This is a genomic window from Dethiosulfatarculus sandiegensis (genome assembly GCF_000931935.2).
In the GTDB taxonomy this organism is placed as follows: Bacteria; Desulfobacterota; Desulfarculia; order Desulfarculales; family Desulfarculaceae; genus Dethiosulfatarculus; species Dethiosulfatarculus sandiegensis.
The window spans coordinates 33,613-50,405 of the sequence record NZ_AZAC01000002.1 but is presented as its reverse complement, the minus strand read 5'-3'; the positions used below and the strand labels follow the sequence as shown (position 1 = coordinate 50,405).

Here is a 16,793-nt window from a genome sequence, read left to right as displayed (position 1 = left end):
GCTCACCCCCTAGATTTGTTTCTGGCCAAAGAAGCCGGTGGGCCGGAAAAAGAGCACCAAGATCAGAATCACGAACCCGAACAGGTGCTTGTATCCGCTGGAGAGGTAGCCGACCCCCAGGTTCTCCACAATGCCCAGGAGTATGCCGCCCACAATACAGCCGGAGAAAGAGCCGAGCCCGCCCAGAATCATCACCACAAAGGCGGTTAGCGAGACACCCACCCCCACTGTGGGGGTCACCGGAAAGACCGGGGTCAGGATCACGCCCGCCAAGGCGGCCAGCACGCAGCCCAGGCCAAAGGAGAGCATATTCACCCTGGCGGTGTTAACCCCCAGCATGGATGCCATTTCCCTGTCCATGGCCACGCTCCTTATCACCCGGCCCAGCCAGGTCTTGTGCATGACGACCATGAAAAGGGCTATCAATACGGCTGATGCGGCAAAGGAAACCAGCCTTTGATTGCCGTAATAGAAAAGCCCGAACAGGTTACTGGCCCCGCTTACCCAGTTCGGAGGCTTGCTCGGGAAGGGGCCAAAGATAACCAGATAGGCATTTTGCAGAATTATGTAAAGAATAAAGGTAATTATAAGAGAATACAGTTCGTCGCCGTAAGTGGGGCGGATCAAAGTGCGCTCCACCGCGAGGCCCACGAAAAAAACCAGAATCACGGCAATCAGCATGGAGGATATGGGGTCCAGACCGGCTCCCTGGGCAAACAGGGCGCTGAAATATCCGGCCAGTACATAGAACTCGCCATGGGCAAAATTGATAATACCCATGATGCCCACAATCAGGGTGACGCCGAGCGCGGCCAGGGCATAGGTGGTTCCCATAACCACCCCGTTGGTCAAATAGAGCAGCAGGTCTTCCATGGACCTGTCTTCCTTTCCTTGGCGTTAGGGTGGCCGGGAGGCCGCCTTTAAGGCGATCCTCCCGGTTTTTCATATTTTTTTTACTTCTTAAGATCGCCGGTCTTGCCCGAAAGGGGATAGACCACCACCTGTTTTTTGTCCTGCCACTGGATGATCAGCATGGGCGGCTGCCACTGGTGATAGGCATAGGAGCCCTTTTCAGTGCCGAATTTCACCATGCCCGAAGATACTTCCAGGTTGGTCTTTTCCAAAGCGCTGACCAGCTTGTCGCCGTCTGTGGATTTGGCCCTCTTCAAGGCGTCTGCCGCGATCAAAATCACATCGTAGATGGAGCGGGATTTGTAATCCGTGGGAGCCTTGCCGAATTTCTTGCGATAGGCCTGGTCAAAATCCTTGGCCACCTTTGTGAGCATCACCTTTTCGTGCATGCGGGAGACAAACAGCTCCAGGTTGCCGTATTTACCCACAGTGTCCCAGAACTGGGGCCACAGGGAAGGAGGACCCGCGCCTTCCAGCAAAAGGGCCTGGCCGGGAATCATGCCTACTTCACCGGCCTGGGCGATCAGGTAATGCACGCCAAAGCCATAGACAAAGGCCAGGATCAGGTCCGGCTTGAATTTCTTGACCTTGTTCAGCTCGGCATAGTGGTCCTGGCTCTTGCGCTCGGTGATTATGGTCATGAACTCAATGCCGGCCTTTTTCAAAGCCACCTCGGCCAGGTCCTTGATGCCCATGCCCCAGTCGGTGTTCTCGGCAAAGATCGCCACTTTTTTGAACTTGTAGTCCTTGACAAAGCCGATGATGTTTTCGTTCACCACACCGCTGTTGCAGGGACCGGCCCTGAAGACATAGGGGTAGTTTTTCTTGGTGATGTCGTCATGCCAGGCCTCGGCAATGATCAACGGCACTTTGTAGCGGTTGGCCACATCGATCTCAGCCAGGGCGGCGGAGCTGTGGGACTCGCCGAGCACCATGGCGACTTTGTCCTTGGTGATCAGTTTTTCAATGCCGCTGGCCGCCTTGGCCGGGTCTCCGGCCGTGTCCTCAAACACAACCTCAACCTTTTTACCCAAAAGACCGCCACCGGCGTTGATCTTCTCCAGGGCCAGCTCAATGCCCTCTTCAAAGGCCGTGCCCGTGGCGGCTGCGCCGCCGGTGCGCGGACCCACCACCCCGATCTTGACCGTATCCGCGGCCAGGGCCACGCCAGCCATGCCCCAGGCAGCCACGGAAATCACAGCCAAAAGACACAATACTTTTTTAAGCCTGTTCACGTTCCCTCCTTTTCCAACAGGTAAAACCTTGGATAATCGAGGGATCAGATCCCTCGCCCCCTCTTTTGCCTATACTCCCAGCACATGGTTCAAGGCCCCTTTGAGGGCTGAAACCAGCATATCCATCTCCGGTTCATTGATTACAAAAGGCGGGGCCACCACCAGGCCCTCGCCGTCCTTGCCCGCCAGACCCAGGGATTTGTAAAGGATCACCCCATCTGAAAAAAGCTTTTCCCAGACCATTTCCAAAACCAGGGCGGAACGGTCAAAGGGCTTTAAGGTTTCCTTTTCCTTGACCAGCTCCACGCCCCACATCATGCCCAGGCCCCGGATATCTCCGACATGTGGGTGATCACTTAAGGCGTGCTCAAGCTTGGCCCCCAGGATCTCTCCCTTGTCCCGGGCCCTTTGCACCAGATCCTCATTTTCCAGAATCTTCACTGCGGCCAGGCCAGCGGCAGCGCAGGCCGGGTGATGGGAAAAGGTGCCCCCATGCACAAAACCGCCTGTTTCCACCACTAGGCTGTAATGCTCTTCCTGCACCCCCACGGCCGAAAGAGGCAGGGCGCCTCCGCTTAAGCCCTTGCCCAGGGTGACCAGATCAGGCGATATGCCGTAATGTTCACTGGCAAACCACTTGCCGGTGCGCCCCATTCCACTCATCACCTCGTCCAGAATTAAAAGCACCCCGTAACGATCGCAGATCTCCCTGATCTTGGGCCAATAACCTTTTGGCGGCGGATAAACCGCCAGGGTGGCCCCGCTCACCGTCTCGCCGAGAAAGGCGGAAACCGTCTCCGGTCCCAAATTCAGGATCTCCTCTTCCAGGGCCTCGGCGCACCTTAAGCCGCAGGATTCGGGTTCAAGCCCATAGGAGCAGCGCAGGCAATAGGGCGGCGGTATGTGAATTGAATCCTTGAACATGGGCGCAAAAGGCGTGCGAAAAGAGGTGCGCCCCGTGGCGGCCAGGGCCCCCAGGCTGAGCCCGTGATACGAGCGCCACCTTGAAATCAGCCTGTGCCTGGACTCTTCGCCCCTGGCCAACTGAATCTGTCTGGCCAGCTTGATCGCCGTCTCCACGGCTTCCGACCCGGTGGTCATAAAATAAAACCGGCTGATTCCCAAAGGCGCATGGGCGGCCAGGGAGGTCGCCAAGTCCTCCACCACCTGGGTGGTGAACATGGTGGGATGAAAATAATAGCCCTGGCTGAGCTGCTCCATCACAGCCCGGGCTATTTCAGGCCGGGCATGGCCCAGGTTCACCACCACGGCCCCGCCCGAGGCATCCAGATAGCGGCGGCCGTAATTATCCAAAATAGTCACCCCTTCGGCGCTTTGAGCGGAAGGCAACAGACCGCTTGGCTTCCTGTGAAAAACATGCCCCGGACGGATCATGACCCGCCCCCTTTTCCGGGCTTAAGGCCCAGAATATCCCTGGCCTGGTCAGGCGTGGCCACCTCACGCCCTAAAATGCGGCTTATCTCCACAATTCGTTTGATCAGCCCGGCATTGGTGGCCAGTTCACCCTTTTTGAAATAAATGTTGTCTTCCAAGCCAACCCGCACATGGCCGCCCATCAAGATGGCATGCACAGCCATGGGAAGCTGGGCCGCCGCCACACCGCTGACACTCCAGGTGGAGCCTTTTGGTAAAAACCCGGTGAGATGAACCAGATGCTCTATGCGGGCGGGCATGGCCCCTTTGAGCCCCATGACAAAATTAAAGTGCAAGGGGCTTCGCAAAAGGCCTTTTTCCCTTAATGCCAAGGCGTTATGAAGCATGGCCAGGTCAAAGACCTCGATCTCCGGCTTGATATCCAATTTCAGCATTTCCCCCGCCAGGGCCTCGATGAGATCAGGGGGGTTCACATAGGCGCTATTGGGAAAATTCACACTACCCGTGGAAAGCGAGGCCATCTCCCCTCCGACCGAAAGGCGCTGCAAGCGGCTGGCAGTATCCGACCCGGCCCTGCCGCCGGTGGATATCTGCATGATCATTTTGGCCTTTCCCTTAAGCGCATCCACAACCTCTTTAAAACGCCTGGGATCGTCTGAGGGGTTTTCCTGTTCATCCCTGGTGTGTATATGCAGGATAGATGCACCGGCCTCTTCGCAGGCCAGGGCGTCTTTGGCTATTTCTTCCGTGGTCACCGGCACATGGGGGGTCTGTTTTTTCTTTGGAACCGATCCCGTAGGAGCTATGGTTATAATAAGTTTTTCGCTCATTTCATCCTCGGCAATACAGGTTTCTGATTTCAAATTTATCTATGATTTAAAATAGTTAGCCTACTGAAATGAAAAAGTCCCTTATGTTTGACCTGTCTTCATGGAGCTTAAGGCCCTTTGGATCTCACGGGCCGTGGCCATGGCCAAAGGCGCCAGCCTTTCCACCAGATCCCGGCGGCTGACTCTCCTGGTGGGCACAGCGATATTAAGGGCGGCCAGGGCGTGACCCTCCGAATCCTTGATCGGAACCGCCACACTCCTAAGCCCCACGGAAAGCTCTTCGTCGTTCACCGAATAACCCTGTTTGCGCACCCGTCCCAATTCTTTTAAAAACTCCCGTTCATTTTTAAGGGTGCGATGGGTTATGCGGTTGAATTCATAACCATCCAAGATCCTGTCCAGCTCATCTTTGTTCAAAAAAGCCAAAAGGGATTTGCCCATGGAGGTGCAATGCAAGGGCAGCCTGGAACCCAGCTGCAGGTCAAAAGGCAGGATGCGTCCGGTGTTATTGATCCGGACCAGGTACATGAGCTCGTTTCCCTGCAATATGGAAAGGTTGACCGTCTCTCCGGTCTGCTGAGCCAATTTTTCCAGGTAGTGTTGCGCCACCTGTCGCCAGCCCAGGCTCGATATGGAGGCATTGCCCAGGTAAAGCAGTTTGGGGGTGAGCAGAAAACGCCGTTGCCGATCGCGGATGATAAAGCCAAGTTCACTCAAGGTGAAGCAGATGCGGGTCACAGTGGCATTGTTGGTGCCTGCCCGCCGGGAAAGCTCGGCCAGGGGCAAGGGCTCGCCCGACTTGGCCAGGGTCTCCAGCACATGCATTCCCTTGGCCAGGGATTTTAAAAAGTAGCGTGCATGATCCGCGCTCACTATTCTCTCCCCAGCAATAAATAGTTTACACATGGCGAAAATATATTTTACTATGCGCAGATCATAATACGTATTAACCCCTCAAGTCAATAGGAGATAAAAAGACCATTCCGGAAAACCAATTTCAAAGCAGGCTTTGATCTTTGAAATGGCTCGCTTGGATTGGTTTTAATTTTTTGAATTATTCGTTTCAGGGTTGAAAAAAAGAAACTTGCAAAAAGCTCCAGGTTTTTAAGCAAACCGGCCAGGGGCCCTTTGGAAAGCACCCTGACCGGTTTGTAATTAAACCTGATTTCCCGTTACTTAAGGGCCTTGCAAAAATCAGCCATCTTTTCCAAAGCCAGGGTGAGGTCTTTTTCACTTACTGTGCAGGCCAGGCGCACGCAATCAGTGCCGGAGGGGCCAAACCCGCTGCCCGGAACCACAACCACCTGCTTTTTATCCAAAAGCTCAAGGCTGAAAGCCAGGGTGTCGTCTGTCAGTTCCTTTATTGAGGGGAAGATATAAAACGATCCCGCAGGCTTGTGAACCTTGACCCCATCCATGGCGCTCAAGGCCTCATAGGCTATATCGCGCCTTTTTTCAAAGGCCCGGGATATCTCGAGCCAGGTCTCCTCAGGCTGGTTCAAGGCGGCCAGGCCCGCCCTCTGGCTGACCGAACTGGGGCAGGAGGTGTAGAAGGTGGTCACCTTGAGCACGCCCGCTATCAGCTCCTTGGGTCCAAAGACCCAGCCCAAACGCCAGCCGGTCATGGCAAAGGCCTTGCTGAAAGAGCCAATCACCAAAGTTCGTTCCGCCATGCCCGGTCTGTTGTAAATGGAATCATGCTTTTGGTTGTCAAACACAAACCGGTCGTAGACTTCATCTGAAATGACCAGCAGGTCATGTTTTTTCACCAGCTCGGCGATCTGATCCAGGTCTTCTTTCGGGATCATGGCCCCGGTGGGGTTGTTGGGGCTGTTAAGTAAAATCGCCTTGGTTTTGGGGGTGATGCGGCGCTCTATCTCCTCGGGCTTTACGGTAAAGCCGTCTTCAAAAGTGGTGCGCGCATTCACCATGACCCCGTCTGAAAGCGCTATCATGGCCTTGTAGGCCGGGAAATAGGGCTCCGGAACAATGATCTCGTCGCCCGGATCAAATATGGCGCGAAAACTGCCCACCAAAGCCCCCATGCCGCCTACGGTGAGCATGATATTCTCACGCTTGAGCTCGCCGCCGTAATTAGGGTTGAGGTAAGCGGTCAAGGCGTCGAGCAGTTCGGGCTGTCCCTGACTGGCGGTGTAGTGGGTATAACCGGCCAGGGCGTCTTCCAGGGCGGACTGACTTACCGGAGCAGGAGTGTGAAAATCCGGTTCGCCGATGCCCAGGGAAATCACATTCTCATATTCCGTGGCCTTGGTGAACATCTCCCTGATGGGAGAGGGCTCGACCTGGCGCACAGTGCGGCAAAGTTTCTTTTCCTGCATATTTATCACCTCATGTAGCCCAACCAGGTGGGAATGGCCAGGATGATGCCCGGCACATAGGTCACCAGCAAAAGCACCCCGAATTCAAGTGCCAGAAATGGAAGCACGGCTTTGGTTATGCGGGAAAGGCTGAGCCCGGTCACCCCGCAGACCACAAACAGGCACACCCCCAAAGGCGGAGTCAAAAGCCCCACCACAATATTCAAAACCATCACCAGGCCGAAATGCAAGGGCTGAATTCCCACAGCCGTGGCCACGGCCAAAAGCGTGGGAGCCAGAATAATGATGGCCGCCCCGCCTTCAAGGAACATGCCGATAAAGATCAAAAACAGGTTTATGAAAAGCAGGATCATATAGGGGTTTTTGGTGATCTTGAGCATGACATCGGCGATCTGCTGGGGAATCTGCTCGGCTGTGAGCACCCAGGCGAAGATGTTGGCCATGCCGATGATCAAAAGCAATACCGCTGTGGTGACCCCTGAATTGATGAATATCTCGGGCAGGTCTTTTAGCTTAAGTTCCTTGAATACAAAGATTCCCAGGAGAAAGGCATAAAAAACCGCCACAGCCGCGGCCTCGGTGGCTGTAAAGATTCCGCCCAAGATGCCGCCAAGAATGATTATGGGAGCCAAAAGCGCGGGAAAGGCCCTGACAAAGGACTTGACTGATTGACTGAACCCCATCCAGCCTTCTTCCCTGGGAAAGCCCCGGCGCACAGCCAGATACCAGGAGTAGGCCATCATGGTGAATCCCAGCAAAAAGCCGGGGACCACGCCCGCGGCAAAGAGCCCGCCAATGGAAAGGCCCGTGGTCACGCCCATGATCACCATAAAAATGGAAGGCGGAATAATGGGGCCCATAGTTGAAGAAGCGGCGGTTACCGCGGCCGAAAACCCGGCGGGATAGCCTTTTTTGGTCATGCCCGGCACCAGGATTGTGCCCATGGCGGCCGCGTCCGCCACTGCGGATCCGCTTATGCCGCCAAAAAACATGGAAGCCACGATATTGGTGTGGGCCAGGCCGCCGGGGATGCGCCCCACCAGGGCATGGGCAAAGTCAATGAGCCTTTGGGTGGTGCCGCCTTTATTCATAAGCTCACCGGCCAGCACAAAAAAGGGAACAGCCATCAAGGGAAAGCTGTCCACCCCGGTAAAGGTGCGCTGGGCCAGGACCAGAAGCGGCACATCCATCATCCAAAGGGCGGTGAGGCTGGTTATACCCAGGCAAAATGCCACAGGTATGCCCAAGGCCAGGGTAACCAGAAAAACAATTCCTAAAATAGTTATCATTTGGCTTCCTCCCCAGTCTGGCAGGAATCCCCGGTCTTGGAGCCTTCCAAAGTGGCGGCGGCCAGATTGGCCCGGGAACCGGCCGGGGTGGGCCAGCGGTCCTCCAGCATATCGGCGAAAATATCCAGAATCATCATCAAAGCGCCGATCGGAACCGCGGCATAGGGAAAGAGCATGGGAATCTCCAGCGCCGGAGACAGCTGGTCATAGTTAAACACAGCCAGCTCCACGCCCTGCCAAAACAAAAAGAACAAAAAGGTTCCGATGGTCACCTGCACCAGGGGCACGATAAAGCGGTCATAGCTGTTTTCCGGCAAACGCTCCACCAAAACCCTGACCCCGATGTGACGGCCCTGGCGCAGTGCAACCACCGCGCCCAGAGCGCCCATCCAGACCATAAGGTAACGGGCCGCTTCCTCGGACCAGGAGATGGATTCATCCACCACATAGCGGAAAAACACCTGCACCAAAATGAGGATGGTCATGGAGAGCCCCAGGACCAGGAGCATTTTCTTGCAGAACCGGACCTGACCGTTGGCCAGGCGGTTTATATAAAAGGAAAGGTTTTTCATTTAATTTACCCTGGAGGCCTTTTGCCTCGGCCCTGGCAAAAACAAAGGGGAAGGGGTGGCCTTGAACACCACCCCCTGCCCCCGAATTCAGCAGACCAATAAGGCCTTATTTAATTTTCTTGTAAAGTTCCTGGGCCTTGTCAATGTGCTGTTGCACAATGGCGTCGGCCTTGTCGCCCACCTTGACCTCTGCGACCTTGGCAGCCTCTAAAGCTCCGTCGACCCATTCCTTGCCGATCTTGCCCTGGATAAACTCCAACCCGGCGGGCTGGGCCAGTTTGCGGAACTGGGCCAGTTCCTCAGGCGTGGGCTTGTAGACCTGCATACCCTTGGCTTTCAACTTATCCAGGCCCTCCCTGTTGGCGAGTTGGCTGAATCCGGCGTGGGTCATGACCATGACCTTGGCTGCGTCGGCCACCACCTTCTGCTGCTCAGGGGTGAGTTTCTTGTTATAGAAACGGTCGTTGATAAAGATGAAAAGCGGGTTGTAGAGGTGACCGTCCAAGGTCATGTACTTCTGCACCTCATAGAACTTCATGTCGTAGATCAGCACAATGGGACATTCCATGGCGTCGACCACGTTCTGCTGCAGCGCCATGTAAAGTTCGCCAAAGGGAACCGGGGTGGGGTTGGCGCCAAGAGACTTGACCATGGCCATGTGGGCCGGATTCTCCATGGTGCGGACCTTAAGTCCTTCCATGTCCTTGGGAACCTTGACTTCCCGCACCCCGTTAGTGAAGTGGCGGTAGCCGTTTTCGGTGATGCCCAGGATGCGCACGCCGGTCTTTTTCAAGAAGGCATCTTTGAATTTCTCGGCAAAAGGAGACTCAAAGACCTCCCAGGCAGCCGGGGCGGAGGATACGAAATAGGGGATATCAAAGGCCATGACCTCCTGGAAAAAGCCGGGGACCGCGCCGGATGAGAGGGTGCCCATCTGGATGGTGCCCATCTTGACGCCTTCCAGGGCCTCGCGCTCATTACCGAGCTTGCTGGCGTGGTAGGCCTTGACCTCCACCTCGCCGTTGGTTCCCTTTTCCACCATGTCCTTGAAGATAGCCACAGCCTTGACTGTTCGGTTATCCGGGCGATCCGGACCGGAGTTGGCCAATTTTATGGTAACCTTGGCACTGGCAGCGACGCTGAAACAAAGCGCCAGGGCCAGGGCGAGCATAAGCACTGTCAATTTCTTCATTTGACTTTCCTTTCATGTAAGCGAACAACCAAGGCGGGCAGTACCCTATAAGGAGCTTTGCCCTGTCCATTTATTCTCGCGGCTTGGCCGGACGAAACCGTCTACGGGAGATTTCGAAAAACAGCGGATCCCAAGGCTGTCCCCGGAATCAGATACAACTGCGGCCTTCTTGCAAAACCCCCTTAGCTTACCACGGAAATGCCAAAAAATAGCTGGTTGCGCTGGGTAAGTCAAGGTTCCAAAATTTTCTCCAAGGGAAAAGTTTAAACCTTAACCACCAGTAAAAATTTATATTTTGGCATCTTTTCAAATCTCTTGCGTTTTTTCAATAAAAAATCGGCCATGATAAGGCCTTAAGCCTGGCTGAAATTCGGGTCTTTTTTTACTCAGCCTGGTGAACCACCCTGCCCTCAAAAACGGTAAAGCGAATTTTAAGCCTGTGCAGGTCTTCCGGCGGGCAGGTCAGGATATCTTTATCCAACACCACCAGGTCCGCCATATATCCCGGAGCCACCCTTCCCAGCTCTTTTCCGGCATTATGCAGAACAGCCGGTTTTTCGGTATAGGCTTGCACCGCTTGGGCGGTTTTGATTCTCGATTCGGGATGCCAGCCGCCTGCCGGGGTGTTGTCGAGCCGCTGCCTGGTTACCGCCGCCCTGATCCCCAAAAGCGGGTCGGGAGAACAGACCGGGCAGTCCGAGCTGAACATGGTAGGCACTCCGCAAGCCAGGATATCCTTTAAAGCATAGGTGTAGCGACCCCTTTTGCCCACGCTTTTATCCACAGTATTAATATCCAAAACCAGATTCGGCGGGGTGAGGCAGGCGGCGATCGGCAGTCTGCCGAGCCTGGGCAGATCATCGGGATGGATATTCTGCACATGCTCTATGCGGTGGGGCAAGGCCGGGCCGGAGCCTCCGAGCAAGGCCGGCGCGGCTGTTTTTTCAAATACGCCTATGACTTCCCTGGTCGCCCTATCGCCGACCGCGTGGATCATAACCGCCAGTCCGGCGGCCTGGGCCTTGGCCACTTCCTTTTCCAGATCCGCCGGGTCGATCAAGGGCATACCGGTTTGGCCATCCAGATAAGGCTCGAGCATCCAGGCGGTGCGGCCACCCATGCCGCCGTCACTGAAATACTTGATATGCCCTATCTTGAGCCGATCACTACCCAGGCCGGTGCGCAGGCCCAAGGCCACCGCTTCATCAAGCTGATTGGCGGCCAGGCTCACCCAAAGACGCAGGTCAAGGAGGCCCTTTTCCTCCAAGCGTCTGGCGGCCCGCAACATGGCCGGGCCGTCTGTGTCATCCATGAGCCGCACATCCTGCAAAGCGGTTATGCCCAGGGCATGGGCCGCCTTGACGCCCTTTTCCAGGGCATCCATCACCTGTTCGTCTGTGGAGGCCGGAATCTTATCCCTTATAAGATTGATGGCCAGCTCCCTTAAGACTCCGGTGGGAACGCCCTTGGCGTCTTTTTCTATGCGCCCTTCGGCCGGGTCCGGGGTCTCCGGACCAATGCCTGCCCTTTTGAGGGCCATCGAGTTCACCACAGCCAGGTGAAAATCACAGCGCCACAGGGCCACGGGCCGGTCCGGGGCAACCCTGTCCAAGTATTCCCTGGTCGGCATTATGGGCTCGGGCCAGTCCACTTCGTTCCAGCTGAAACCCAAAAGCCATTGCCCGGCAGGCATATCGGCCTGGAATTCATCCAGCTTTTGCAGGAGATCATCCAGGCTGGCTGCCTGGGAAAGGTCCAGTTGGCTGCGTTTTAAGGACCACTCGTAAAAATGCAGGTGCGGATCAAAAAACCCCGGTAAAAGCGAGCCCCCGGCCAGGTCTATGACCATGGTGTTCGCACCCATCAGGGGCCTTAAATCCCGGCTTTCACCCACAGCCAGAATCCTGTTCCGTCTGATGGCAACAGCATCTTCCCGGGCAAGATTTTCACCCCGGTCAAAAACCCGGGCATTTATAAACAAAAGGTCCGCTTTAAGGCTCATTTTCAAATTCCCCTAAAAAGCCGCCATAAAAAAGGCCCATTTCTTATGGGCTTAGTTAAGAAAAGTTGGGCCTCTAAGGGTGAGGCCCCTTTCACCTGCTAGACACTCATCTTGTCAGGATTGAGTATATTGTTGGGATCAAAGAACTTCTTAAGACCCCGCATGGTCTCCATGGCCGCCTGATCGTGTTCAAGGGACATATAGGGTGCCTTGTCCATGCCTATGCCGTGTTCACCGGTGAGGGTGCCGCCCACCTCGACCACCTTTTTAAAGAGCTCCTTGGATGCGGCGTGCACCCTTTTCACTTCTTCTTCATCCGTACCGTCAAAACAGATGGTGGGGTGCAGGTTGCCGTCTCCGGCGTGGCCCACGGTTGCGATGCGCACCTTGTGCCTGGCGGCCAGGTCATCCAGATAGGCCAGCATATAGGCCACCTGGCTCATGGGCACGGCCATGTCCTCCACCAAAAGGGCGTTGCTTATGCGGCTGATCACCGCATAGGAGGATTTACGGGCCAGCCAAAGGGACTGGGCCTCTTCATCGCTGGCTGCCTTGCGAACCTCCAGGGCTCCGTTTTTCTTGAAAAGATCTATTACCTTTTCCAGCTGATACTCGGTCTCGCCCTGGGTGTAGCCGTCTGTCTCCACCAGGAGCATGCCGCCGACCTCGGGCAGGCCCATGTCGCTGTTCTGGTTTATGGCAACCAGGGTGGCGTTGTCTATTATCTCCAGAACGCTGGGGATGATGCCGCTTTTCATGATATCGGTGACAGCCCGGCCCGCCTGTTCCATTTTGTCAAAGGTGGCCAGGGCGGTTGAGTTGGCAGTGGGCCTGGGGTTGATCTTAAGGGTGATCTCGGTGACCACGCCCAGGGTGCCCTCACAGCCCACGAAAAGCTGGGTGAGGTTATAGCCTGACGAGGTCTTCATGGTGTTGGAGCCGGTGCGCATCAGCCTGCCGTCGGGCAAGGCAACTTGCAGGCCCAGCACATAATCCTTGGTGGTGCCGTATTTGGCGCCTTTCATGCCGCCCGCATTGGTGGCGACGTTTCCGCCCAGGGTGGCCACCTTGCCGGAGGCCGGGTCCGGGGGAAAGAAAAAGCCGTAAGGATCCAGGGCCTCTTCCAGGGCCGCGTAGACCACACCCGGCTGGACCACGGCCAGTCGGTCATCCAGGCTGACCTTCAAGATCTTGTCCATGCGCCCCAGGTCCATGACCAGGCCGCCTTGGACCGGCACGGCCAGGCCGGTCAAGCCGGTGCCCGCCCCGCGCGGGGTGACCGGAATTTTTTCCCGGTTGCAAAAGGCCAGGATGGCGGCGACCTGTTCCGCAGTCTCGGGCCAGACCCCGGCCTCGGGCCGATTTTTATTCAAGGAAGCATCTGAAGAATAGGAGACCAGGTCGATAAGGTCTTTGGTCCAAAGATCCTTACCAACGGTTTTTTCCAAAAAATCGTAGAGCTTTTCAGACATGTATCAATCCCGCGCCCCAAGGGCTGGTCAAGGTTCTATAAGGAAGGCTGGAGGCTTTTTATAAAAAGTTACCAGCGCGGTGGGCCACGGACAAATCTTGGCACCCCCCTGCCAAATCCTTTAAAGGGCTGACCATGGCTGAATCACTGAAGCTACACCCGAGAGTTATGAGCCGCAATACCCCGCAAACCAATAAGCCGGCCAAGGACCGGTTAAACACCTTTTTCATCTGCCCTGACCGGGCTTGCCGGTATTCAGTTTCGGCTTATTTATATCTGTTATTAATAATAAATGTTTTAAACAAGGAAATACAGGGGCATTCAAGCATAACCATCAAACCTGGCGCCCCTTAATAACAACCCGGCTTGCTCTGTGCTAAATTTAAAATCAGTCTCTTTGCCAAACTCCCTTTGCAAAAAACGGAGCCGTCATGCTGCAAACCATAATCAAAATCGGTTTAAGCCTCTTGATTATCCTTTTGGCCACCGGCGTGGCCAAAAAATACCCCCCTCTGGCGGGATTGATAGGGGTGATGCCCCTTACCGGAGCCCTGGTCTTCTGCTGGATTCATTGGGAAAATCAGGGCGACACGGACCTTATGATCCAAACCGCGAGCGCCGCCATCTGGGGCATAATCCCCAGCATTCTTTTCTTTGTGTGCCTTTTGGGTGTGCTTAAGGCGGGCTACTCCTTTTACAGCGCCTTCACCCTCTCCGCCGCAGTATGGATCTTGGGCGCAGTGGGGCATCAGTATTTTTTGAGGGGGTAGAAAGGGGAGGGGCTGCCTGTCTAGCAATTGATATCTATTGGAAAATTTAAAGGTAAAGATAATTTTTCTAAGCTGCCTATGCGGCAGTTCACCATATACGCTGGAGTCATGACCTGCGTCTGGTTTTCTAAGCTGCCTATGCGGCAGTTCGCACGTATCAATGTCGCGACTGTTCCGGCCCCAATTTCTAAGCTGCCTATGCGGCAGTTCACGCATGCAAAGCGCAAGCGGAAGCCGCTTTTTATTTCTAAGCTGCCTATGCGGCAGTTCACGAAGCCTTTTTACAGCAGATCAAGGCACTGGTTTTCTAAGCTGCCTATGCGGCAGTTCACGAAGCCTTTTTACAGCAGATCAAGGCACTGGTTTTCTAAGCTGCCTATGCGGCAGTTCACGGCCTGGTTCCACCCCTGCACCTGGTCCACCATTTCTAAGCTGCCTATGCGGCAGTTCACTCGGCTTCGCGCATGATCCCAACCATTTTTTGCTTTCTAAGCTGCCTATGCGGCAGTTCACACTGCCGTATGAATCATCGCCATCACTCATGCTTTCTAAGCTGCCTATGCGGCAGTTCACCTTGGGCGTGAGCTGTCTTACTTAATCAACAATTTCTAAGCTGCCTATGCGGCAGTTCACTTAATGGACACTTATACGCTCTAGTACATCCCTTTCTAAGCTGCCTATGCGGCAGTTCACGTTTTCGAATTGATGATTCGGGCGGAAAATTATTTCTAAGCTGCCTATGCGGCAGTTCACGTTAAGGCTTTTGATGCACTTCCGTCTACCATTTTCTAAGCTGCCTATGCGGCAGTTCACACGGCGATACGCAGTTATCTACATCGTTCGTATTTCTAAGCTGCCTATGCGGCAGTTCACGGGAAAACGATCACGAATTAGTCGCTCCTACCTTTCTAAGCTGCCTATGCGGCAGTTCACTAGAGCTGTTTTCAGCTAAGCTATTAATTTAAAAAGATTTACATCTATTTAAGCTCAAAAAACCCTTTTTTTTAGCCTGTTTCTAATATACTGATTTTAAATAACTTTTTTTGAGCCGCAAAAAAAGGGTCAAAAATAAATCACAAACTCACAAATATTCCGACTTTTCTTTGCCGCTTTTTCTTTGACTTTGCATCTGGGCCCCCGCCTTTTCAAGCGGGGGCGCAGGTTAATCAGAACCAGGGAACCGTGGCTGTGCTGCTAAGGCCATAAAGGCTGAATTCGCCCGTTTTGGGTTCAGGCTCCAAGGGAAGATGCTCTATGAAGAGCCTGAATGACCTGCCGGTGCTTGCGCTGCGCAAGCTCACAAAGGGCAGCGTTAATCTCTGAGCCGCGGTTTCTGGGATCAGCTCCCTGGCTTGCTCCAGGGATATATTTTTTCTTTTGGCCAGTCTTCTGCGCAGGCGTTCGGGGTTGCTTTTGGCCTGCACCCTGCGCACTATGCGGTGCATGGTTTTGGGGGGAACCGGCTCGATTTCGCTCAACCGGGTGTGATCGCGCATACCCAAAAGCCAGTTCAAGGACATGAGGCTTTCCAAGTTTCCGGCGCTTCCGTGCACCCGCAAAACAGGGCCCATGCCCACAGCCTCTTCCTCCACCCGGGGAAAGCTCACCCCTATCTGCCTGCTGCCCTCGGCCACCAGGGCCTTGTGCAGCTTGCTGAAAAGGGCGCTCATCAAGACCGTGGCCTGAAACTCCGGATCCGGCAATATGGTCAGATCAATATACCTGTCCATGGCTCAGTCCTTTTCACCGAACACACCGCCACGAATCAGGGTTGCCATGACAAAATGTTTTTGCTGGTCACTGGGGGACTGGTCCCTTAGCACCCAATTATCCAACAGGCTGTAAAAATCCATCTTTTTCTTGGGCTGGCGATAAGCCTTGCCCTGGGAAGTCACCGAGCCGTAAGGCTCCACCGCAATGGGGCCCAGGCCCTGGTCGTCTTCATACCAGGTGTCTATGGTGCGCAGGGCATTGCCCACCTTTTGGGAGTGCAGGGCGGCAGTGGTTAAAACGCTGTACAGGGTCTTGCTTTTCTGCCCTTTGGCGCTGCCTTTATCAAGTATCAATTCCTGGGAAGGAAACACCTCCTGGCCCCCACCCATGCGGGCATGGGCCGTCACTTCCAAAAGGGCGTATTCCCGGCCGCTCAACCCCTTTTCAATCACCTGGGCCAGTTCTTCCACCTTGTCAAAATCCCCTTCCGGAATAATAAAATCCCTCAGGGAATAGTTCAGGGAATTGAAAAGCCATTCCCCTTTTATTTCACCATTTTTAAGGTGCTTAACCCGCACCTCCACCTCTTCGGAGCTGATGCGGTTGCGCCACAAAAAACGGCCATTGGCCAGGTTGACGGCATAACGCCTGGCCAGGGTCATAAAGCCCTGGTCCTCCACATAAGAGGCAACGGTGTTCATTAATTTTTCACGATACTCGGCATTGTTGCAGGCCGAGGGTGTGCCGGTCCCGCCCAGCACCCTTAAGGAGAAGCGCACCCTAAGGGTGTCTGCATCCGGGGCCAGGGTGGCCACATCCACTCTCTGTAAATTGGGGCTTTGAATGGAGGCGTCCAGCTTGGCCGGGTCCTGTTCCTTGGTGTTAAGCCGGTTGGAGATGGTGCCTCTTATTGATTTTTCATGCACAGTCACCGAAGGCCAGGCTTGTTCAGAATCTCTTTCTGCCCATTGACCGGCATAGAACAACGCGTCTGAAGGATCGAGCTTGCGTTCAAAAGCGAGAACCGAGGCGGTCTTTAAATTTGTCTTGGCCATTTATCGCGCTCCTTATAT

At 54.7% G+C, this 16,793-nt stretch carries 14 protein-coding genes and 1 CRISPR repeat array; of the genes, 1 reads left to right on the top strand and 13 read right to left on the bottom strand.

Annotated elements, in window-relative coordinates; all coding sequences use genetic code 11:
• Window positions 1-9: 9 nt before the first annotated feature.
• From X474_RS01885 to X474_RS01830, 11 genes are all read right to left on the bottom strand, one after another.
• The gene (locus tag X474_RS01885; RefSeq protein WP_044346403.1) at window positions 10-873 is read right to left on the bottom strand and encodes a branched-chain amino acid ABC transporter permease; all 864 of its coding nucleotides are present in this window, start codon (window positions 871-873) and stop codon (window positions 10-12) included.
• Window positions 874-953: 80 nt separating this feature from the next.
• Entirely contained in the window at window positions 954-2,147 is a 1,194-nt protein-coding gene (locus tag X474_RS01880; protein WP_044346402.1) for an ABC transporter substrate-binding protein, read from the bottom strand.
• Window positions 2,148-2,216: 69 nt separating this feature from the next.
• Window positions 2,217-3,542 (bottom strand): aminotransferase family protein, encoded by a 1,326-nt coding sequence (locus tag X474_RS01875; RefSeq protein ID WP_044346401.1) that lies wholly within the window; start codon window positions 3,540-3,542, stop codon window positions 2,217-2,219.
• Window positions 3,539-4,372, bottom strand: a complete 834-nt coding sequence (locus X474_RS01870) for a beta-keto acid cleavage family enzyme (protein WP_044346400.1) — start codon at window positions 4,370-4,372, stop codon at window positions 3,539-3,541. Before X474_RS01870 ends, X474_RS01875 begins: the two co-directional genes overlap by 4 nt.
• 81 nt (window positions 4,373-4,453) lie before the next feature.
• Window positions 4,454-5,245 carry an IclR family transcriptional regulator gene (locus X474_RS01865; protein ID WP_052514753.1) on the bottom strand — a complete coding sequence of 264 codons (792 nt, stop codon included), beginning with the start codon at window positions 5,243-5,245 and terminating at the stop codon, window positions 4,454-4,456.
• 299 nt (window positions 5,246-5,544) lie between these two features.
• A complete protein-coding gene (locus X474_RS01855; protein WP_044346397.1) occupies window positions 5,545-6,711 on the bottom strand; it encodes a pyridoxal phosphate-dependent aminotransferase in 1,167 nt (388 codons plus the stop codon).
• Window positions 6,712-6,716: 5 nt separating this feature from the next.
• Entirely contained in the window at window positions 6,717-8,000 is a 1,284-nt protein-coding gene (locus X474_RS01850) for a TRAP transporter large permease (protein ID WP_044346396.1), read from the bottom strand.
• Window positions 7,997-8,572 carry a TRAP transporter small permease gene (locus X474_RS01845; protein ID WP_052514752.1) on the bottom strand — a complete coding sequence of 192 codons (576 nt, stop codon included), beginning with the start codon at window positions 8,570-8,572 and terminating at the stop codon, window positions 7,997-7,999. The genes X474_RS01850 and X474_RS01845 overlap by 4 nt, the downstream gene beginning before the upstream one ends.
• Before the next feature lie 106 nt (window positions 8,573-8,678).
• Window positions 8,679-9,764 (bottom strand): TRAP transporter substrate-binding protein, encoded by a 1,086-nt coding sequence (locus X474_RS01840; protein ID WP_044346395.1) that lies wholly within the window; start codon window positions 9,762-9,764, stop codon window positions 8,679-8,681.
• Window positions 9,765-10,146: 382 nt separating this feature from the next.
• Entirely contained in the window at window positions 10,147-11,766 is a 1,620-nt protein-coding gene (locus X474_RS01835; RefSeq protein ID WP_052514751.1) for an amidohydrolase, read from the bottom strand.
• A gap of 98 nt (window positions 11,767-11,864) precedes the next feature.
• Window positions 11,865-13,238: an FAD-binding oxidoreductase gene (locus X474_RS01830; protein WP_044346394.1), complete on the bottom strand. Its 1,374-nt coding sequence runs from the start codon at window positions 13,236-13,238 to the stop codon at window positions 11,865-11,867.
• Between the two features lie 430 nt (window positions 13,239-13,668).
• Here X474_RS01830 and X474_RS01820 point away from each other — a divergent pair, with 430 nt between their 5' ends.
• Window positions 13,669-14,007, top strand: a complete 339-nt coding sequence (locus X474_RS01820) for a DUF3147 family protein (protein ID WP_052514750.1) — start codon at window positions 13,669-13,671, stop codon at window positions 14,005-14,007.
• Window positions 14,008-14,071: 64 nt separating this feature from the next.
• Window positions 14,072-14,940: a CRISPR direct-repeat array (repeat unit 28 nt; unit sequence TTTCTAAGCTGCCTATGCGGCAGTTCAC).
• A gap of 233 nt (window positions 14,941-15,173) precedes the next feature.
• Here X474_RS01820 and cas6f read toward each other — a convergent pair.
• Entirely contained in the window at window positions 15,174-15,737 is a 564-nt protein-coding gene (gene cas6f, locus X474_RS01815; protein WP_044346392.1) for a type I-F CRISPR-associated endoribonuclease Cas6/Csy4, read from the bottom strand.
• Between the two features lie 3 nt (window positions 15,738-15,740).
• The gene (csy3, locus tag X474_RS01810) at window positions 15,741-16,775 is read right to left on the bottom strand and encodes a type I-F CRISPR-associated protein Csy3 (protein WP_044346391.1); all 1,035 of its coding nucleotides are present in this window, start codon (window positions 16,773-16,775) and stop codon (window positions 15,741-15,743) included.
• Window positions 16,776-16,793: the final 18 nt, after the last annotated feature.

Excerpts from the sequence above, each read along its gene's own strand:
- X474_RS01885 (WP_044346403.1), bottom strand. The coding sequence starts at position 873 with ATGGAAGACCTGCTGCTCTATTTGACCAACGGGGTGGTTATGGGAACC.
- X474_RS01875 (WP_044346401.1), bottom strand. The coding sequence starts at position 3,542 with ATGATCCGTCCGGGGCATGTTTTTCACAGGAAGCCAAGCGGTCTGTTG.
- X474_RS01870 (WP_044346400.1), bottom strand. The coding sequence starts at position 4,372 with ATGAGCGAAAAACTTATTATAACCATAGCTCCTACGGGATCGGTTCCA.
- X474_RS01855 (WP_044346397.1), bottom strand. The coding sequence starts at position 6,711 with ATGCAGGAAAAGAAACTTTGCCGCACTGTGCGCCAGGTCGAGCCCTCT.
- X474_RS01850 (WP_044346396.1), bottom strand. The coding sequence starts at position 8,000 with ATGATAACTATTTTAGGAATTGTTTTTCTGGTTACCCTGGCCTTGGGC.
- X474_RS01845 (WP_052514752.1), bottom strand. The coding sequence starts at position 8,572 with ATGAAAAACCTTTCCTTTTATATAAACCGCCTGGCCAACGGTCAGGTC.
- X474_RS01840 (WP_044346395.1), bottom strand. The coding sequence starts at position 9,764 with ATGAAGAAATTGACAGTGCTTATGCTCGCCCTGGCCCTGGCGCTTTGT.
- X474_RS01835 (WP_052514751.1), bottom strand. The coding sequence starts at position 11,766 with ATGAGCCTTAAAGCGGACCTTTTGTTTATAAATGCCCGGGTTTTTGAC.
- X474_RS01830 (WP_044346394.1), bottom strand. The coding sequence starts at position 13,238 with ATGTCTGAAAAGCTCTACGATTTTTTGGAAAAAACCGTTGGTAAGGAT.
- X474_RS01820 (WP_052514750.1), top strand. The coding sequence starts at position 13,669 with ATGCTGCAAACCATAATCAAAATCGGTTTAAGCCTCTTGATTATCCTT.
- cas6f (WP_044346392.1), bottom strand. The coding sequence starts at position 15,737 with ATGGACAGGTATATTGATCTGACCATATTGCCGGATCCGGAGTTTCAG.
- csy3 (WP_044346391.1), bottom strand. The coding sequence starts at position 16,775 with ATGGCCAAGACAAATTTAAAGACCGCCTCGGTTCTCGCTTTTGAACGC.